The organism is Bacillus sp. JJ1609, from assembly GCF_036967045.1.
In the GTDB taxonomy this organism is placed as follows: Bacteria; Bacillota; Bacilli; order Bacillales; family Cytobacillaceae; genus Mesobacillus.
In genome coordinates this window covers 1-15,847 of record NZ_JBALSS010000037.1, presented here as the reverse complement: position 1 = coordinate 15,847, position 15,847 = coordinate 1, and the positions used below count along the sequence as shown (strand labels likewise).

Annotated in this window: 15 protein-coding genes; 11 read left to right on the top strand and 4 right to left on the bottom strand. The window is 40.6% G+C overall.

The window, feature by feature from the left end; translation table 11 throughout:
* Nucleotides 1-122 precede the first annotated feature (122 nt).
* Together V7654_RS21730 and V7654_RS21725 are read right to left on the bottom strand one after the other, a co-directional pair.
* Complete coding sequence (locus V7654_RS21730) at nucleotides 123-680, bottom strand: MEDS domain-containing protein (protein ID WP_335432935.1); 558 nt, start codon at nucleotides 678-680, stop codon at nucleotides 123-125.
* 467 nt (nucleotides 681-1,147) lie between these two features.
* The gene (locus tag V7654_RS21725) at nucleotides 1,148-1,273 is read right to left on the bottom strand and encodes a hypothetical protein (protein WP_335432934.1); all 126 of its coding nucleotides are present in this window, start codon (nucleotides 1,271-1,273) and stop codon (nucleotides 1,148-1,150) included.
* A gap of 169 nt (nucleotides 1,274-1,442) precedes the next feature.
* Between V7654_RS21725 and V7654_RS21720 the strand changes: the two genes are divergently transcribed.
* Complete coding sequence (locus V7654_RS21720) at nucleotides 1,443-2,168, top strand: sulfite exporter TauE/SafE family protein (protein WP_335432933.1); 726 nt, start codon at nucleotides 1,443-1,445, stop codon at nucleotides 2,166-2,168.
* Nucleotides 2,169-2,296: 128 nt separating this feature from the next.
* Here the strand turns inward: V7654_RS21720 and V7654_RS21715 are convergent, their stop codons facing one another.
* On the bottom strand, nucleotides 2,297-2,782 hold the full coding sequence (locus V7654_RS21715) for a hypothetical protein (protein ID WP_335432932.1): 486 nt from the start codon (nucleotides 2,780-2,782) through the stop codon (nucleotides 2,297-2,299).
* 527 nt (nucleotides 2,783-3,309) lie between these two features.
* On the opposite strand from V7654_RS21715, the gene V7654_RS21710 reads away from it, so the two are divergent.
* The 7 genes from V7654_RS21710 to V7654_RS21680 all read left to right on the top strand — a co-directional run bounded on the left by V7654_RS21710 (nucleotide 3,310) and on the right by V7654_RS21680 (nucleotide 10,869).
* Entirely contained in the window at nucleotides 3,310-4,200 is an 891-nt protein-coding gene (locus V7654_RS21710; RefSeq protein WP_335432931.1) for a nitrilase-related carbon-nitrogen hydrolase, read from the top strand.
* Between the two features lie 81 nt (nucleotides 4,201-4,281).
* Nucleotides 4,282-5,643 (top strand): NAD(P)-dependent oxidoreductase, encoded by a 1,362-nt coding sequence (locus tag V7654_RS21705; protein WP_335432930.1) that lies wholly within the window; start codon nucleotides 4,282-4,284, stop codon nucleotides 5,641-5,643.
* A 21-nt stretch (nucleotides 5,644-5,664) separates the two neighbouring features.
* The gene (gene preA, locus V7654_RS21700; protein ID WP_335432929.1) at nucleotides 5,665-6,951 is read left to right on the top strand and encodes an NAD-dependent dihydropyrimidine dehydrogenase subunit PreA; all 1,287 of its coding nucleotides are present in this window, start codon (nucleotides 5,665-5,667) and stop codon (nucleotides 6,949-6,951) included.
* Between the two features lie 247 nt (nucleotides 6,952-7,198).
* Nucleotides 7,199-8,617 carry a dihydropyrimidinase gene (hydA, locus tag V7654_RS21695; protein WP_335432928.1) on the top strand — a complete coding sequence of 473 codons (1,419 nt, stop codon included), beginning with the start codon at nucleotides 7,199-7,201 and terminating at the stop codon, nucleotides 8,615-8,617.
* 286 nt (nucleotides 8,618-8,903) lie between these two features.
* On the top strand, nucleotides 8,904-10,379 hold the full coding sequence (locus tag V7654_RS21690; protein ID WP_335432927.1) for an NCS1 family transporter: 1,476 nt from the start codon (nucleotides 8,904-8,906) through the stop codon (nucleotides 10,377-10,379).
* A 22-nt stretch (nucleotides 10,380-10,401) separates the two neighbouring features.
* The gene (locus V7654_RS21685) at nucleotides 10,402-10,617 is read left to right on the top strand and encodes a hypothetical protein (RefSeq protein ID WP_335432926.1); all 216 of its coding nucleotides are present in this window, start codon (nucleotides 10,402-10,404) and stop codon (nucleotides 10,615-10,617) included.
* A gap of 21 nt (nucleotides 10,618-10,638) precedes the next feature.
* Nucleotides 10,639-10,869, top strand: coding sequence for a hypothetical protein (locus V7654_RS21680; RefSeq protein WP_335432925.1), 231 nt, complete (start codon nucleotides 10,639-10,641; stop codon nucleotides 10,867-10,869).
* Between the two features lie 126 nt (nucleotides 10,870-10,995).
* Here the strand turns inward: V7654_RS21680 and V7654_RS21675 are convergent, their stop codons facing one another.
* A complete protein-coding gene (locus V7654_RS21675; RefSeq protein ID WP_335432924.1) occupies nucleotides 10,996-11,490 on the bottom strand; it encodes a hypothetical protein in 495 nt (164 codons plus the stop codon).
* 810 nt (nucleotides 11,491-12,300) lie between these two features.
* Here V7654_RS21675 and V7654_RS21670 point away from each other — a divergent pair.
* From V7654_RS21670 to V7654_RS21660, 3 genes are all read left to right on the top strand, one after another.
* Nucleotides 12,301-12,579, top strand: a complete 279-nt coding sequence (locus V7654_RS21670) for a stage V sporulation protein S (RefSeq protein WP_335432923.1) — start codon at nucleotides 12,301-12,303, stop codon at nucleotides 12,577-12,579.
* Between the two features lie 362 nt (nucleotides 12,580-12,941).
* Nucleotides 12,942-13,805 carry an aminoglycoside phosphotransferase family protein gene (locus V7654_RS21665; RefSeq protein ID WP_335432922.1) on the top strand — a complete coding sequence of 288 codons (864 nt, stop codon included), beginning with the start codon at nucleotides 12,942-12,944 and terminating at the stop codon, nucleotides 13,803-13,805.
* A gap of 341 nt (nucleotides 13,806-14,146) precedes the next feature.
* Nucleotides 14,147-15,766, top strand: coding sequence for a PucR family transcriptional regulator (locus V7654_RS21660; protein ID WP_335432921.1), 1,620 nt, complete (start codon nucleotides 14,147-14,149; stop codon nucleotides 15,764-15,766).
* Nucleotides 15,767-15,847 lie beyond the last annotated feature (81 nt).

Genomic DNA, 15,847 nt, shown 5'->3' with positions numbered 1-15,847 from the left:
ATTCTGTTTAGCACCTGGATAGGGTGCTTTTTTGAATATTGATGTAATTGATGAGATGAAAGTGAAAGTCAAAAATGCCAGGAGAGAGTAAACACCTGGTATTTTTGTGTTTTTGTAAAATCCTATTTCTCATACAATGATGATAAAGAGAAATCATCATCCGTCATAATATATTTGTGATCTTCCTCAAGTGTATCATTCAAGCTTGAAGATAAACTAGCAGAAGAATATGCACAAACGGAAACCATTCGTTCCTGAATAGCAAAATCATCTGCCTGGGGGTCAATTTTCGTAAGTAACTGGGCAATGGGTTCAGTCGACACCCATTCTACGTGAGCCCAGGTACGAATCGATGAAGTAATATTTTTACAAAAGGTAAGATCCTTTTGAAAATGAGTAAGAATGGTTTGTGTGTTAAAGTCTCCATTTGAAACGTAATAATCATAATTGTTCACTAAGCGGATTGAGGATTGCTGTTCAACAGTAAAGAGCGAATTCATTTTCGCACTAATCTTTGGGAGATTTCTCATGCTCTCAATAATTAGGATCTGCTCGTTTCGATCTAATCCAGTTTCTATAAAAGAAACCAAATGATCTATATAAGAATCACCATCCTGGAATCGATAGAATACATGACCTTCGGTTACATTTGTGAAATTTGATTGATATACGGTTTCCATGTTTCACCTCCATACAAATTGAGTGAAATTTGATTGCACTTCCTGAAATTGGAACTTGGTATCGACCTCAAGCGTAACATGCATACAAATCGAAGTATATGGGAAAATGAGGAAGAAGCATGGGGACGTATCTCATGCTTCTTTTTTCTTGATAGGTTTTTAAGTAATTCAGCTCTCAGATCTGAAACAAACTAATAATATAAAAAGAAGCAAAGAGTGCGTCTTTTACTTATGAGTGATGGTTCTATATTGGTGAAGAAAAAACAGAGTTTGAAAGCGTCATGGTTGACATATAGGAATTGGCTGATGGTATCATTCAGTTCAATTAATGGACCACATCATTACTGGAGAACTATTTACAAAAATGGGTGAATTGCTTTTTATATCGTTATAATTCATTAAGTCCATTAAAATTAGATATAAATAAGGCAGGAACAAAATCCTGCCAAAAACTTCATTTTATGTGTTTACTTCCTTTTCTGAGCCTTCATTTTATTCAGTTCAAGTTCTGCAGCATATTCTTCTTGGGATTTTCCTTGCTTAAAACTCTCAGATTGGATTTTCTTGAACTTATTATCATTTTGATTAGGCATATAGACACCTCCTTTTGAACATATATATTTTGTACAAAGTTATGAGTATTATTCTTTAAAGGAAGCAACTTGGTGTATTTTTGGAATTTAACATTTCATTTACCTATTCAGTCAAATAAATTCCTCATAATGATAAAATAAAAATAGATCGTAAAATAGGAGGACTGTTTTGGGGAATGAACTAATTTTCATAAGTATTATACTCGTGGCGTCCGTTTTGCAAACTAGTACAGGGTTTGGTTTTTCGATTATGGCGACGCCGTTCTTACTAATGCTCTACCTGCCACACGATGCTATACAAATCAATATTATTTTATCTCTAGTGATTTCATTAGCACTGATTTGGAAAATAAGAAAAGACATTGATAACATTCTGCTAAAAAGATTGACTATAGGAAGTATGGTTGGAGTACCGTTTGGTCTAGTTATTTTTATTAGCATTAACCTTAATGCATTTAAATTAGGAGTCAGCATCCTTTTATTGATTCTGACTTTATTGTTGATATTCAATTTTAAGGTTAAACCAACACAAAAGAAAGATTTTGCAGTTGGCGGTATATCAGGACTGTTAACAACAAGTATTGGTATGCCAGGACCTCCATTATTACTTTATTTTACAGGGACAAATACCGAAAAAAGAAAGTTAAGAGCAACTACATTAGCTTTTTATCTCTTTATCTATATGATTAGTCTAATGACCCAAATAATCTTTACTGGCACTGACAAAATGATTTGGCAATCCAGTCTATATGCAATTCCAATCGTATTTCTAGGTTTGCTGATAGGACAGATTATTTTCAAGTGGATAAATCAGAAGGTTTTTAGAATAGTTACATACATCCTACTGAGTTTTACAGGTCTCTATCTGCTTCTTGAAAGTTTAAGTTCATTATAAGATGGAAGCATGGGGACGTATCTTATGCTTCTATTAATTAAGAATATCTCTAACCAGCTTTCAATTTTTTTGTGCTGAACAGCAGTCATAAAAAAGAGCAAAGGGAACGTCCTTTTGCTTCTTTTAGTTTAATTTCTCAATTCTTCTGATAATCCGCCATCATCTAAGTATTTAATACCAGCTATTTTGCCTTCCTTGTTGAAATTAACTCTGCCTGATACTTCAGCAGACCCTTGATTACTTTCTTCTATATCGTATAAAACTGCCACTTTGAAAGTGTAAGTACCTTCTTTCGAATCAATGCTTTCAACACTAACAGTATCCACGTTTATTTGCTTACCATTATTATGTGCCATAAGGAGATAATCATAAGCATGGGCTGCAATAAAGCGGTTATACATATCTTCAGTAAAATAAGACTTATAGCGTTTTTCATAATATTGTTCAAGCTTTGGGATATTGTCTATTCCCTCAATAAACTCTTCATTTGGCCCTGTGAACTGATGCTTTAAGACAGTTTTTATAACGGTGATGTTTTTATCTTGTGGTGTAGACTTTACGGATGAAGAGCATCCAACGGCAATTATCATAAATCCTAATAAAAGCAGTGACATTGATATTCGTGAAATGTTAATTACACCATTGAACAAATTTTTTTTAATTTTAAACACCTCCATAACCCTTATACGAACAGAATGTAAAAAAGTTCCGATTAAATCTAACAGTTATATATCCTTTTTATTTACTTTGAAAAGCATGGGGACGTATCTCATGCTTCTGTTAATCAAGTGGATCTTACACCGGATTTCAATCTTTTTGTACTGAACACCAGTCATTAAAAGAAGCAAAGGGTACGTCCCTCTGCTTCACAAAAAGAAGGAAAGGAAAGGCCTTTGCTTCTTATCTTACAAAGTGAACAGTACATGCTGTACATTTTTTAACATTATGTATAGTGCAATGGAATTTGGGAAAATGTAAAATGAAAATAAGTTTCTAATTATTCAGAAAACAACCGGAAGGAGAGTAATAGAGTACATACTGTAAAATTACCTTAGAAAAATGTCGTTTATTCAGGAGTATTGTAAGCGCTTACAAATTACGACATATACTTTACTTTTATATAAAAGAGGGGGAACAGAACATGTCGGATACTGTGAAAATTGGTCTAATCCAGGCTTCTAATGATGTCCATGGCAATGAGCCGGTTGAGGTTCATAAGCAGAAAGCGATCGAGAAGCATATCAAGCTTGTTAGGGAAGCGAAGGATAAAGGGGCGCAAATCATCTGTTTGCAAGAAATTTTCTATGGCCCTTACTTCTGCTCTGAGCAGAACTCGAAATGGTATGACGCTGCCGAAGAGATTCCGAACGGCCCGACGACTAAACTGTTTCAGGATCTGGCAAAGGAACTGGGTGTGGTCATTGTTTTACCTATTTATGAAAGAGAAGGGATTGCCACCTACTATAATACTGCCGCAGTGATTGATGCGGATGGTTCGTATCTAGGAAAATACCGAAAGCAGCACATCCCTCATGTCGGTGTCGGTGACCAGGGCTGCGGCTTTTGGGAAAAATACTATTTCAAGCCGGGCAATTTAGGCTATCCGGTATTTGACACGGCGTTTGCCAAGGTAGGAGTCTACATTTGCTATGACCGCCATTTCCCTGAGGGTGCAAGATTACTAGGCTTAAAAGGTGCTGAAGTTGTCCTGAATCCATCTGCTACAGTCGCCGGCCTGTCTGAATACTTATGGAAACTGGAGCAGCCTGCCCATGCGGTAGCAAATGGTTATTATGTCGGCGCGATCAACCGTGTAGGCATGGAAGGTCCTTGGAATATGGGAGAGTTTTACGGACAGTCGTACCTGGTAGACCCAAGAGGCAACTTTGTCGCGATGGGCAGCCGGGACAAAGATGAAGTCATCATTGGTGAAATGAATAAGAAAATGATCAGGGAAGTCCGTGATACCTGGCAGTTCTATCGTGACCGAAGACCGGAAACGTACGAGGAAATGACGGCACTTTTACCATAACAATCATTACTGCAGAGGGGCTTTACAGAAGAAGGACGTAAAGCCCTCTTTCAGTCGATTTTCTAAAAGGGGGTTGCTTCATTGACGACGAAAATTTCGTATGAGGATTTGCAGGTTAATTTTCAGGAAGTGCATCCAGGCTTGACGAATCAGGAAGCGGTTGAGGAATCCAATCGTTGTTTGTATTGTTATGATGCTCCATGCATTCAGGCTTGTCCAACGGGGATTGATATTCCGACTTTTATTAAAAAGATTGCTTCTGGAAATCTGAAGGGATCAGCGAAAACGATAATGACTTACAACCCGATAGGTGCAAGCTGCTCACGTGTCTGCCCGACTGAGGAGCTATGTGAAGGTGCATGTGTACTCAACCATTCAACGAAACCGATCATGATTGGAAACCTGCAGCGCTATGCCACTGACTGGGCGATTAAGAATGATCAGGTGTTATTCCAGGTTGGGCAAAAGAATGGCAAGGCCGTTGCGATTGTTGGCGGCGGACCTGCGGGTTTATCGGCCGCTCGGGAGCTTGCGCTTCTTGGTTATGATGTGACGATTTTTGAGGCTGAGGAGAAGGCTGGCGGATTGAACACATATGGGATCGTATCGTTCCGTTTGCCGCAGAGCATCTCGTTCTGGGAAGTGAAGCAGGTTGAAAGTCTTGATGTAAAAATCCGGACGAATACAAGAGTCGGAGTGGATGTCTCAGTTGAAGAAATCATGGACCAGCATGACATCGTCATTTTAGCTGTGGGGATGTCAAAGGTTCCTGACCTTGGCATTGACGGAGAAGGTTTGGATGGCGTATATGACGCGATCGACTTTGTTAAGGCGACAAAAACGAAACCGATCGACAATCAATTTTTAGGCAAAAAGGTTGTCGTTATTGGAGCAGGAAATACCGCGATTGATGGAGCGACTTGTTCCGTTCGACTTGGTGCAGAGAACGTAAAGATTCTGTATCGCCGGACTGTAGATGAAATGACTGCTTACGATTTTGAATATGAATTTGCCAAGCAGGATGGCGTTGAATTCCGCTGGCTGACTGCTCCGGTGAAGATTATTGGTGATGAAAATGGCAAGGTAAAGGGCATTGAGTGTGTGAAGATGGTGCTGGCCGAGCCGGGAGAAGATGGACGACGTCGTCCTGTTCCTTTAGAAGGGTCGGAGTTTATTTTAGAAGTCGAAGCCGTCATTAAGGCGATTGGCCAATCGAGATATGTCGATCTGCTCGAACAATTTGGTCTAGAGCATCGAGGCGGTGTCGTGAAAATTGACCCGAATACGTATCAGACATCAAATAATAAAATTTTCGCTTGTGGAGATGTTATTTTTGGCAAAGGACAGGGAGAAGCCATGGTCGTTTCAGCAGCCCAGCAGGGTAAAGATACGGCCTATGCGATCCATCAGCTGCTGTCTAAGCCGGTTCCAGAAACAGCCTAAAAAACAAAGGGAGGTAAGAGTATGGCGGATTTACGTATCAATTTGGCAGGAATCAAGTCACCGAACCCGTTCTGGTTAGCTTCTGCTCCTCCAACCAACTCGGGCTATCAGGTCCAGCGTGCCTTTGAAGCTGGCTGGGGCGGGGCGGTTTGGAAGACGCTTGGAGATCCAATCTTGAATGTTTCCTCACGCTTTGCGGCGGTTAGTTTTAACGGCCAAAAAGTAGCTGGGTTCAACAATATTGAATTAATTACCGATCGTCCTCTTGAGGTCAACTTAAAGGAAATATATGAAACGAAGAAGAAGTTTCCGAATCACGCAATCATCGCTTCTCTGATGGTCGAGCCTAAGCAGGAAAAATGGCATGAGATCGTCAAGCGGGTTGAGGATGTTGGTGTCGATGGACTTGAGCTGAACTTCGGCTGTCCGCACGGCATGGCGGAGCGCGGCATGGGAGCGGCTTCCGGGCAGGTGCCTGAGCTTGTTCAGAAACAGACATATTGGGTTAAGGAAGTTGCCCAGACTCCGGTTATCGTCAAACTTACCCCGAATATTACGGATATCACTGTAACGGCTGAAGCTGCTGTCCAAGGCGGAGCAGATGCGATCAGCATGATTAATACGATTAACAGTCTGGCTGCAGTTGATATTCATACATGGGATACGGTGCCGCATGTTGGCGGAAAGGGAGCACACGGCGGTTATTGCGGACCTGCCGTTAAACCGATTGCCCTGCATATGGTTGGTGAGTGTGCGAGAAATCCTCGCATTAACATTCCGATTTCCGGTATCGGCGGGATCTCTAATTGGCAGAATGCGGTTGAGTTTATGCTGATGGGCGCAACAGGTGTTCAGGTTTGTACAGCAGCTATGCACCATGGTTTCCGGATTGTCGAGGATATGATTGAGGGCTTGAGCAATTACCTTGATGAAAAAGGAATTGCTTCGGTGATGGATTTGGTTGGCAAATCTGTTCATAAGTATTCTGACTGGGGTGACCTTGATCTTAACTATAAAATCGTCGCCCGTATTAATAATGATACCTGCATCAACTGCAACAAGTGCCACATTGCCTGTGAGGACACCTCGCACCAGTGTATCGATATGCTGAAGGATTCCAATGGCAACGGCTATCTAAAGGTGCGCGAAGAAGATTGCGTCGGCTGTAATCTATGCTCGATTGTCTGCCCGGTAGATGGCGCTATCGACATGGTCGAGCTGAAGAGCGAGCTGCCTCCGATGACATGGAACGAGCGCCAGGCCGCGCTGGGTGTGCTGGCTTGTGGGGTGGATCCGGTTATTAAGTAGTGTGGAATTAAAGGTTTGGATTTTTTTACCTGACAGGTGGAGTTGTATACGAATCCTGGAATAATGATGGACTCTAATTAAAGAACTGCTGTGCGAGTGATGAAAAAGGAAAATAAGATGCGTTCTAAAAGCCCGAAAAGCTTTGCTCGTAATGAACAAGGTAAATAAGAAGTGTTCTTAAAGCCCGAAAAGCTGTGTTCGTGATGAAAAAGGTATATAAGAAGTTTTCTTTTAAGGAGGAAAAGTTATGAAAAAAGTAATAAAGAACGGAACAATCGTGACAGCAACGGATACGTACGTGGCGGATGTATTAATTGAAAATGGCGTCATCAGCTTAATTGGCGAGAATCTTTCAGCGCACGGTGCAGAGGTTGTCGATGCGAAGGGATGCTACGTGTTCCCTGGCGGTGTCGACCCGCACACTCATTTTGATATGCCGTTCGGCGGGACGGTAACAAGGGATGATTTCGAAACGGGGACGATTGCCGCCGCGTTTGGCGGAACGACGACGGTGATTGATTTTTGCTTAACGAATAAGGGTGTGCCGTTACAGGATGCCATTGATACATGGCACGCCAAGTCGAAGGAGAAGTCGGTGATTGATTACGGTTTCCACTTGATGATTGGCGAAATCAATGATGAGGTTCTGAACCAGCTTCCAGCGGTCATTGATGATGAGGGAATCACCTCGTTCAAGGTGTTCATGGCTTATAAAAATGTCTTGCAGGCTGACGATGAAACCTTGTTCAAAACGTTGCTGGCTGCTAAGGACCTTGGGGCGCTTGTCATGGTTCATGCCGAGAATGGCGATGTCATTGAATACCTCACGAAGCAGGCGCTGGCACAGGGGAACACCGACCCGATTTATCATGCGTTAACTAGACCTGCGGAGATAGAAGGAGAAGCAACAGAACGGGCTGCGACTTTTACCGGACTGGCGAAATCACAGCTATATGTTGTTCACGTTTCCTGTGCTGATGCTGCTAGAAAGATTGCCGAAGCGAGAAATAAGGGAATCGAAGTATGGGGAGAAACCTGCCCGCAGTATTTGGTGCTCGATCAATCCTATCTGGAAAAGCCGGAATTCGAAGGTGCTAAATATGTCTGGTCACCGCCGCTGCGGGAAAAGTGGAATCAGGATGTGTTATGGAACGCCTTGAAGACTGGTCAGCTGCAAACTGTGGGTTCTGACCAATGCTCATTCGATTTTAAAGGGCAGAAGGAGCTTGGCAGAGGTGATTTCTCCAAAATTCCAAATGGAGGGCCAATCGTCGAGGACCGCGTTTCGATTATGTTCTCTGAGGGAGTACTGAAGGGAAGAATTTCACTTAACCAATTCGTTGATGTGACTTCTACAAGAGCGGCTAAATTGTTTGGCTTGTACCCTAAGAAAGGTACGATTGCTGTTGGAGCAGATGCTGATATTGTGATTTTTGACCCGACTGTAGAGAGAACAATTTCTGCTGAGACTCACCATTTGGCCGTTGATTACAGTGCGTTCGAGGGTATGAAGGTGACAGGTGAGCCGGTATCTGTTTTATCTCGAGGAGAGTTTGTTGTCCGCGATAAAACCTTCGTTGGAAAGCCAGGGGCCGGGCAGTATCTGAAACGTGCCAAATATGGTGAAAGCAAGACGACCAATACGACAGAGTCACTAACTTTCTAATCTGCCACACAGTGAAATGTATTATAAAAATTTAATCTGCCAGACACCCTGCAATAGTTTTGACGAATTCGAGGCAGCCATCCTGAAGAAATAAATCATTCCATCGACCAAGGCGAGGGGAATTTCCCCTTGCTGCTGGTTATGTACTGATACGTACCTGCTATTGTTTTTGGATTTTGATTTTAAAAGGAGGTGGAATGAAGGAGTCATCACATACCTGATTGTTCATCATCTTCTGTCTTTTGAATTCAGAAAATTGTGTATATTTTACTTTGGGGGTGTATGAATGAGTAAAAAAGGAAATTACTTAAAGTCGCCTGATTTGCTGCCCATATCGCATGGTGAAAGGAACATCAGTCCGTTTGGTTTTTCCGTCATCTGGATAGGAATGGCAATAGTGTTAGCCGCTTTTGCAATTGGCGGAGCCGGGATTCAAACGCTACCGCTTGGATGGGTAATTGTCGCAACAATTATTGGTTCAGTAGCCATTGGGATTTTTATGACGATCATCGGTGATATCGGGGTTGAGCATGGACTTTCGTTTCCTGTCTATATGAGGGCTCCGTTCGGCACGATTGGCACCCATATTCCATCGCTTGTCCGTGGTGTAGCAGCATCGTGCTGGTTTGGGATTAATACGTATTTTGGTGCAACTGCTATTAATGGAATTTTAAATTTACTTTATGGATACGATAACTGGTTTTTATGCTTCCTATTATTTGCTGTTGTACAGCTAGTGAATACGGCACTGGGAATAAAAGCGATTGAGCGATTCGCTGACCTGGCAGCCCCGATCATTATCATTATTTCCTGCTGGATGTATGTGTCTCTTTCTGATAAAGCAATGGCAGAAGGAAGAGATATTTGGGTGTGGGTGGAAAGCCCAGTAACAGGTGGTGCAGCATTCACTGCATTTATGGTTGTTGTTATGGCGAACATGGGCTTCTGGGCAACGCTTGCTGCTGATATGCCATCCTTGTCAAGGTACTTTAAGGCTCCTAAAAACGAGCGCAACTGGTTCAGGCGCAACAAAGCGCAAATCGCTGGCAGTGTCATTACGATGCCGATTGTGAATACTTTCATGGTCATTATTGGAGCTGTTTCTTATGTGGCTGTCTTGAATTACGACCCAATCGTCGGACTTCAGCAGGCTGCTAGCGGATTCATCTTAGGAATTCTTTTACTAATGATTGTGCTCGCACAATGGTCAACAAATACCTCAGCCAACGTCATTCCAGCGGCAACGATTTTTTCAAATATCGGAGGGCCAAGAGTGCCGTACTGGATAGGTGTCGTCCTGGCAGGAGTTGTCGGTATTATTTCTCAGCCGTGGAGTTTGTTTGGGATTATCATTCCTGCCTTGCTTGTAATTGGCGGAATCTTATCTGCAATCGTAGGAATCTTGTTCACTGATTATTATGTACTGCGTAAAAGACGTGTGAACGTCCAGGAGTTGTATGAAGAGGATGGACAGTTCAGGGGAATGAACGGTATTAACATGGCTGGCATGATTGCATGGGTGATAGGCGGCGTTGCTTCCTACTATTTCCCTTCCTATTCCTTTATCGTAGGATTTGTCGTTGGTGCCATCATTTATTACGTGTTGGCAAAACACTGGTGGTTCGTGAAATACAAGCAGGCAGAAATTGAAGATCCAAGTGATGAGAAGTATTTGGGCATTACGGTCGGTCGTGATTGGATTGTAGAAGAGGGATTGGATCCGGTCGTTGTTCCTGAGGCGACTAATCCAATCAACACGTAAATTTGGAAGGAGAGTGCCATCTTTGTCAGAGTATCAGGAGTTTTTACAGGAGAGAGACCGTCTCGATTTTATGTTACAGAAGGGATATCGAATTAAGAATGTCGTCGAGAATTTAAGCGGGGCGTTTGTGGAATTTGAAAATTCTAAGGGTGAGCATGAAACACTGCAGATTCTCACGCCGGATGCGCGAAAGTATTTTTCAGTTCTTTTATTGAAGCAGCAAAAAGCTGGGGCTTAAAAATTAGGGGAGGGTTGGACAATGGAATATTTTTTGAAGTGTAGAGATAATGTTTTTCCTTGTGAAGTGACGATTGATGATGATAATGGACGATACATGATCAAGAAAGCCGATTCCAGCGGAGAAGTGTTCAACTCTTCCGATGAGCTGATTGAATGGATTTTCAGCAATTGGCAGAGTGACGATTTTTATGATCCAGACCAATTTGAAGGAATGATGAGGGAGATTCTTAGATTTACCCCTGTTCAATAAACAGGACTCTAGAGTAAAGATTTGTATTTTTTGATACGGAAGAACCGTCCCTATGTTTCACCTATGTTTTACCCTTTAAAAAAACAGCTGATCAGCCTAATTGCAGGTTGGTCGGCTGATTTTTGGTTATTGATAAGACACCTCCAACACCTTCTTTTTTACAAAGTGAAAAAACAAAATTAATACAATGGCAGCGACTGGATATACCGGAACGGAATATTGTAACTTCCACCCGGTATAAATTAATGCATTATTCTTCACACAAATCCATTCGTAAAATAAGGAAAAGCCTGTCCAACAGAGTATATACCAAGCCGTTTTTTTGCTGTAAAGTTCGAACTTGTCGTAGATATACTGGAAGATTAAAGAAGCACAGGGATACATAAATAAATGAAATAAGGCCCCAGACAGCTCATAAGTTGGATTATCGCCAAAATAATACAGCTTAAATGGAGTTGCGATTAAAAAGTAGTCGATCGTTGAAACGATTGCGATGTTGTAGATCCATATAAGAAGGACAATGACAGGTGAAAAGTATTTTCGAATCGGAAAAAACAGCAATAATATAACAGATGTAGAGATCAAGAAGAACCATTCATTCCAATCATAGGTTACATTCATTGTCTGTGACCTCCTCGATATAAGATGATTCGGAATATCTTCATGTACCCAATTAATACTAATAGTCCAGCCAACCAAATGGATGGGGACCACCAAAAGCGCCAATTCACGTGAACCAATACACCTAACAAATGATTGAACCATTCTATACTTGTTAAGATCGTGACGAATACAAACATTAAAATGATTTTTTTAATCCAAGTGTAAGTTTTCAGATAATAATCGAGAAATAAAACATGAATCAGGGGATAGAGAATTGTTCGACTCATAAAATGTGAGAATTCATATGATAATTTTTCAGGTATGTAAAGGGTTTTAAAATTCATATAACATAGGGCTGAAAAGTTTTGAGCTATGTAAGAAGCAAGCATCCAATATGTGAGGATCTCGAGAATGTGAAGACTTTTCTTTTTCTTGATAAAAATAAGAAAGACAATCGGGTTCATAAATAAATATATTAGAAACACCATAGTACTGAAACTCCTCTGAATGATACGTTGGTTGTCTTTCTGCTCACCAATTTTATGGGTTTTTATAACACTGATATTAATGTTCCCAAATGCGTGCTCTGTATGTTTTTTCAAAAAGCAATTTAATACTTAGCGGCATTCTTTATTTTTTTATCGACTTCTAGTGATATTCAAGAAGAAATTTAGAGGTATAAGTTCAAAGAATGTTTTTTCATAACTTAGAGAATTCATAAATTCAAATGTTCTGAATGGCTATAATTCGAATATGATGAAAGATACCGTACTTATAAACTTTACAGTAATCGTCTCAAGCGACTAAATAGCAGGGGGAAAAATTCATATGGATCATCTATTAAAAGTTTCATCAAATTCGAATCCGAATTCTGTTGCAGGTGCAATTGCAGGCGCATTAAGGGAAAGAGGTAGTACAGAAATTCAAGTGATTGGTGCTGGAGCTTTAAATCAAGCGATTAAGGCCATTGCGATTGCAAGAGGTTTCGTAGCTCCTAGTGGTGTTAACCTGGTTTTTGTTCCTGCATTTACAGATGTGGTAATCAATAATGAAAATAGAACAGCAATCAAACTAATTATTGGTCCCAGGAAAAACGCTAGATATTAAATGAGACGATTAATCAGCCCTATAATTCAAAATTTGCTTTTTGAGAAAATGGGTGTTTGATTTTACAATCAAGTCGCAGAATATGCGGCTTTTTCTTATTGTGTGATGGTTAGGTAAGTGTACAACCATATTGATTTTGCAATATAGCTCTATAACTAGGAAGGGGAACAAAAAGATAAGAATTAGCAGGTTTTATTAGAATCTTAAAAAAACTAATCATTTTAAATATGAGTGGTGTTAAAATGGATTTTATACTGGTATTTTCCTTTTTCTAACAGGTCAGTAGCAAAAAATTATTGGTAAAAAGGAAGAGTTCTTCGATTGTCGTCTAGTTATCAAGGGGAAATAGGAGGGTAAATTGAATGTTAAATCGTATCATTCAACAATTTGGATTGCAGGTACAATCAATTCATAATGTTGAAGATTCCCATAGTTCAACAGTTTATAAATGTACTTTGTATAATGGAGAAAATGTGTTTTTGAAAATCCCTTATACCAAATTGAAGTGTCAGCGGGAGTTAGAAGCCTATGAAATTTTAAAAGGAAGAGTTTCTATTCCTGAAATGTTGGATTATTGGTCTGGTGATGAGGAGTGTCCGGGTGCTTTTTTATTATCTGAATTAAAAGGAAAACCGTTAACATCTGAGGCTTCACCAACAGTAGCGTTTGAAGTTGGGGTCCTTCATGCCAGGATGCATACTATCCGTCCGCCTGCTGCGCAAGTGTTAACCGGCATACAAAATGAATTTCCGAACTGGTCTAATTTTGTTGAACAGCAATTTTATAGTTTTGCTGAGGATGTAAGGGACGTTTTGGATGAACAATTATACAAACAAGCCATTGAAAAATTTGAGGAAATGAAGCAACACCTTCCTCCACCAGATGGACCATGCTTTATACATATGGATTTTCGTCCAGGAAATATCATTATTGATGGCAATAAAGTTTCAGGCATGATCGATTTTGAAAGCGTACGGTTTGGTTCCACAGAAATGGATTTTACCAAACTGTATCGTGATTTTTTACGCTTCGATTTTTCCCTGTATAAAGCCTATCAAGAAGGCTATAACAGTATCAGACCATTAATTGATCTAGAAATTGTATTACCTTTTTATCGATTTACAGATGCCTTCAATAGTATTGGGTGGTGTAAACGTCGTGGAATAGAAAAAAATGCTTTATTTCTAGAAGAAAATTTAGAGATTTTAAAAAAATCGTTACTATAATAACTGGGCGAATATGCACTATTCGCCTTTTGAAATGAAACCATTTTGTTATCTCTACTGAGGATATGTAATTTTATATAATTTACGGATGCAAGAGCTTCAGAAGTGTGCTGCCAAACCAGTTGGGGCAGGCTATGTGAAGAATTATTGTACATATGGGTAATGCATATTTAAATAAGACCATCGAAATGTGATGGTCTATTTTTCATGTCTTACTATCAATCTATTTTTGCCTGACTGAGTTATTATATTAAATATTTAAAAAATACAGAAAACGACAAAAAGCTCCGCAAGTTTCCGCTAGTATTAAAAGATAACTACTCATTAAAGGAGATTTTGCTTTGAATTCTTACCTCACTGTAAATGATCTTTTACAAAGAAAGCACTTTGAAAACATTGAAGTTGTTGCCGGCCATAATGGGCTGAGCCGGATGGTGAAGTGGGTTCATGTGGTCGATGTAACGAAAATCAGAAACCTGTTGAATGGGAATGAACTGATTTTATCGACGGGGCTTGCCTGGAAGGAGGACAAGGAGTTATTCCTTTCCGTTGTCGAGCAATTAATCGATTCGAATGCCGCAGGGCTTTGCATTGAAATTGGTACATACACGACCTTGCTGCCACCTGAGATTATCGACCTTGCCAATGAGCACCATTTTCCGATCATTCTCTTTAAGCAAGAGGTTCCGTTCGTAGAAATCACCCAGGATATCCATACTCTCCTAATCAATCACCAATATCAAATGATTTCAGACTTAGAAGGCTATTCACAGGCACTGAATAAGAAACTTTTAACGATTGAAGATCATACTGAAATCCTCACTTTTATCCAACAATACTTAAGAATTCAGGTCATCACCATATTCAGCAATCATGAAATACAATTCACCCCCAAAGTAACTGAAAAAGAGCAGGGAGAAATTTTGAATATCATCGAAAGCCACGCAATGGGCTCACCATCCCCGTTGCTAGCAAGTATTCCGATCCAACTGCTTGGTGACAATCATGCAGAGCTGATCATTCTGTCTAGAGACAGGACTTTAACCGATTTTGACCAGCTGATTTTGGACCGGACGGCAACTGCTCTCGCTCAGTTTTTACTAAGGAAGCATTATGTTGAGGAAAAGCGGCGGGCCGAGGAAACGGAATGGCTGATGAGCTGGCTGGAGGGCGAGTATGGCGACGAGTCGATTCACGAATACCTTGCCTATCATTCACCGGCAGTCAAGCCGAAGGGGGCATTCGTCTGCCTGTGCAAGCTTGTTCCATATGAGCAGTATTCAAATGTCGATTTAACCTATTTTAAGCTTTACTTCAGGACGGTATTTGAGCAGCAAGGGTTTACGTTGTTTTCGATTGAAAAAAGAGATTCCCTGATTTTTATTTTTCTGAATAAAAGAAACACAGCTACATGGAAGCAGCGGATGAAGGAAGGAATCCAAAAGGTAGTGCAAAACGATCTTAAGGTAGGCAAGCAAAAGTCCAAGCCTATACTGGGAATTGGCAAATACGTGGATGAGTTAAAGAATATTCATCTCAGTTATCAAACAGCCATCGAAACGATCCGTATACAGAATCGATGCAGCCAGCATGAAAGCAGTTATTTTTACGATGACTTACATATATTCCGACTCATTTCCCATTTGAACCGTCATTTGAACTTGAATGAAATCGTGCTTGAATACTTGGAGCCGGTGATCAACTATGACAAAAAGTACAATGGCAAGCTGATGGAGACGTTGAAAACGTATTTGGCCTGCAATGGGTCGAAGCAAGAGACAGCGAAGCGGCTGTATGTCGTCCGGCAAACTCTTTATCACCGAATTGAGAAGCTTGAGAAGCTGCTTGGGAACGATTTTATGAATCATGAAAAGCGGCTGGCGATTGATTTTATGCTGCATTCTTATGAATTTCTGCTTTCTTCTAAACCGGTTAGTGCGGTTGAACAGGAAACGTTGTAATTTTGGATTGAGTTGTTATGGGAGAGGCGATGAAGACAACTCGAGGGTGGTATTTGTGGTTCGAGTTGTTATGGGAGAGGT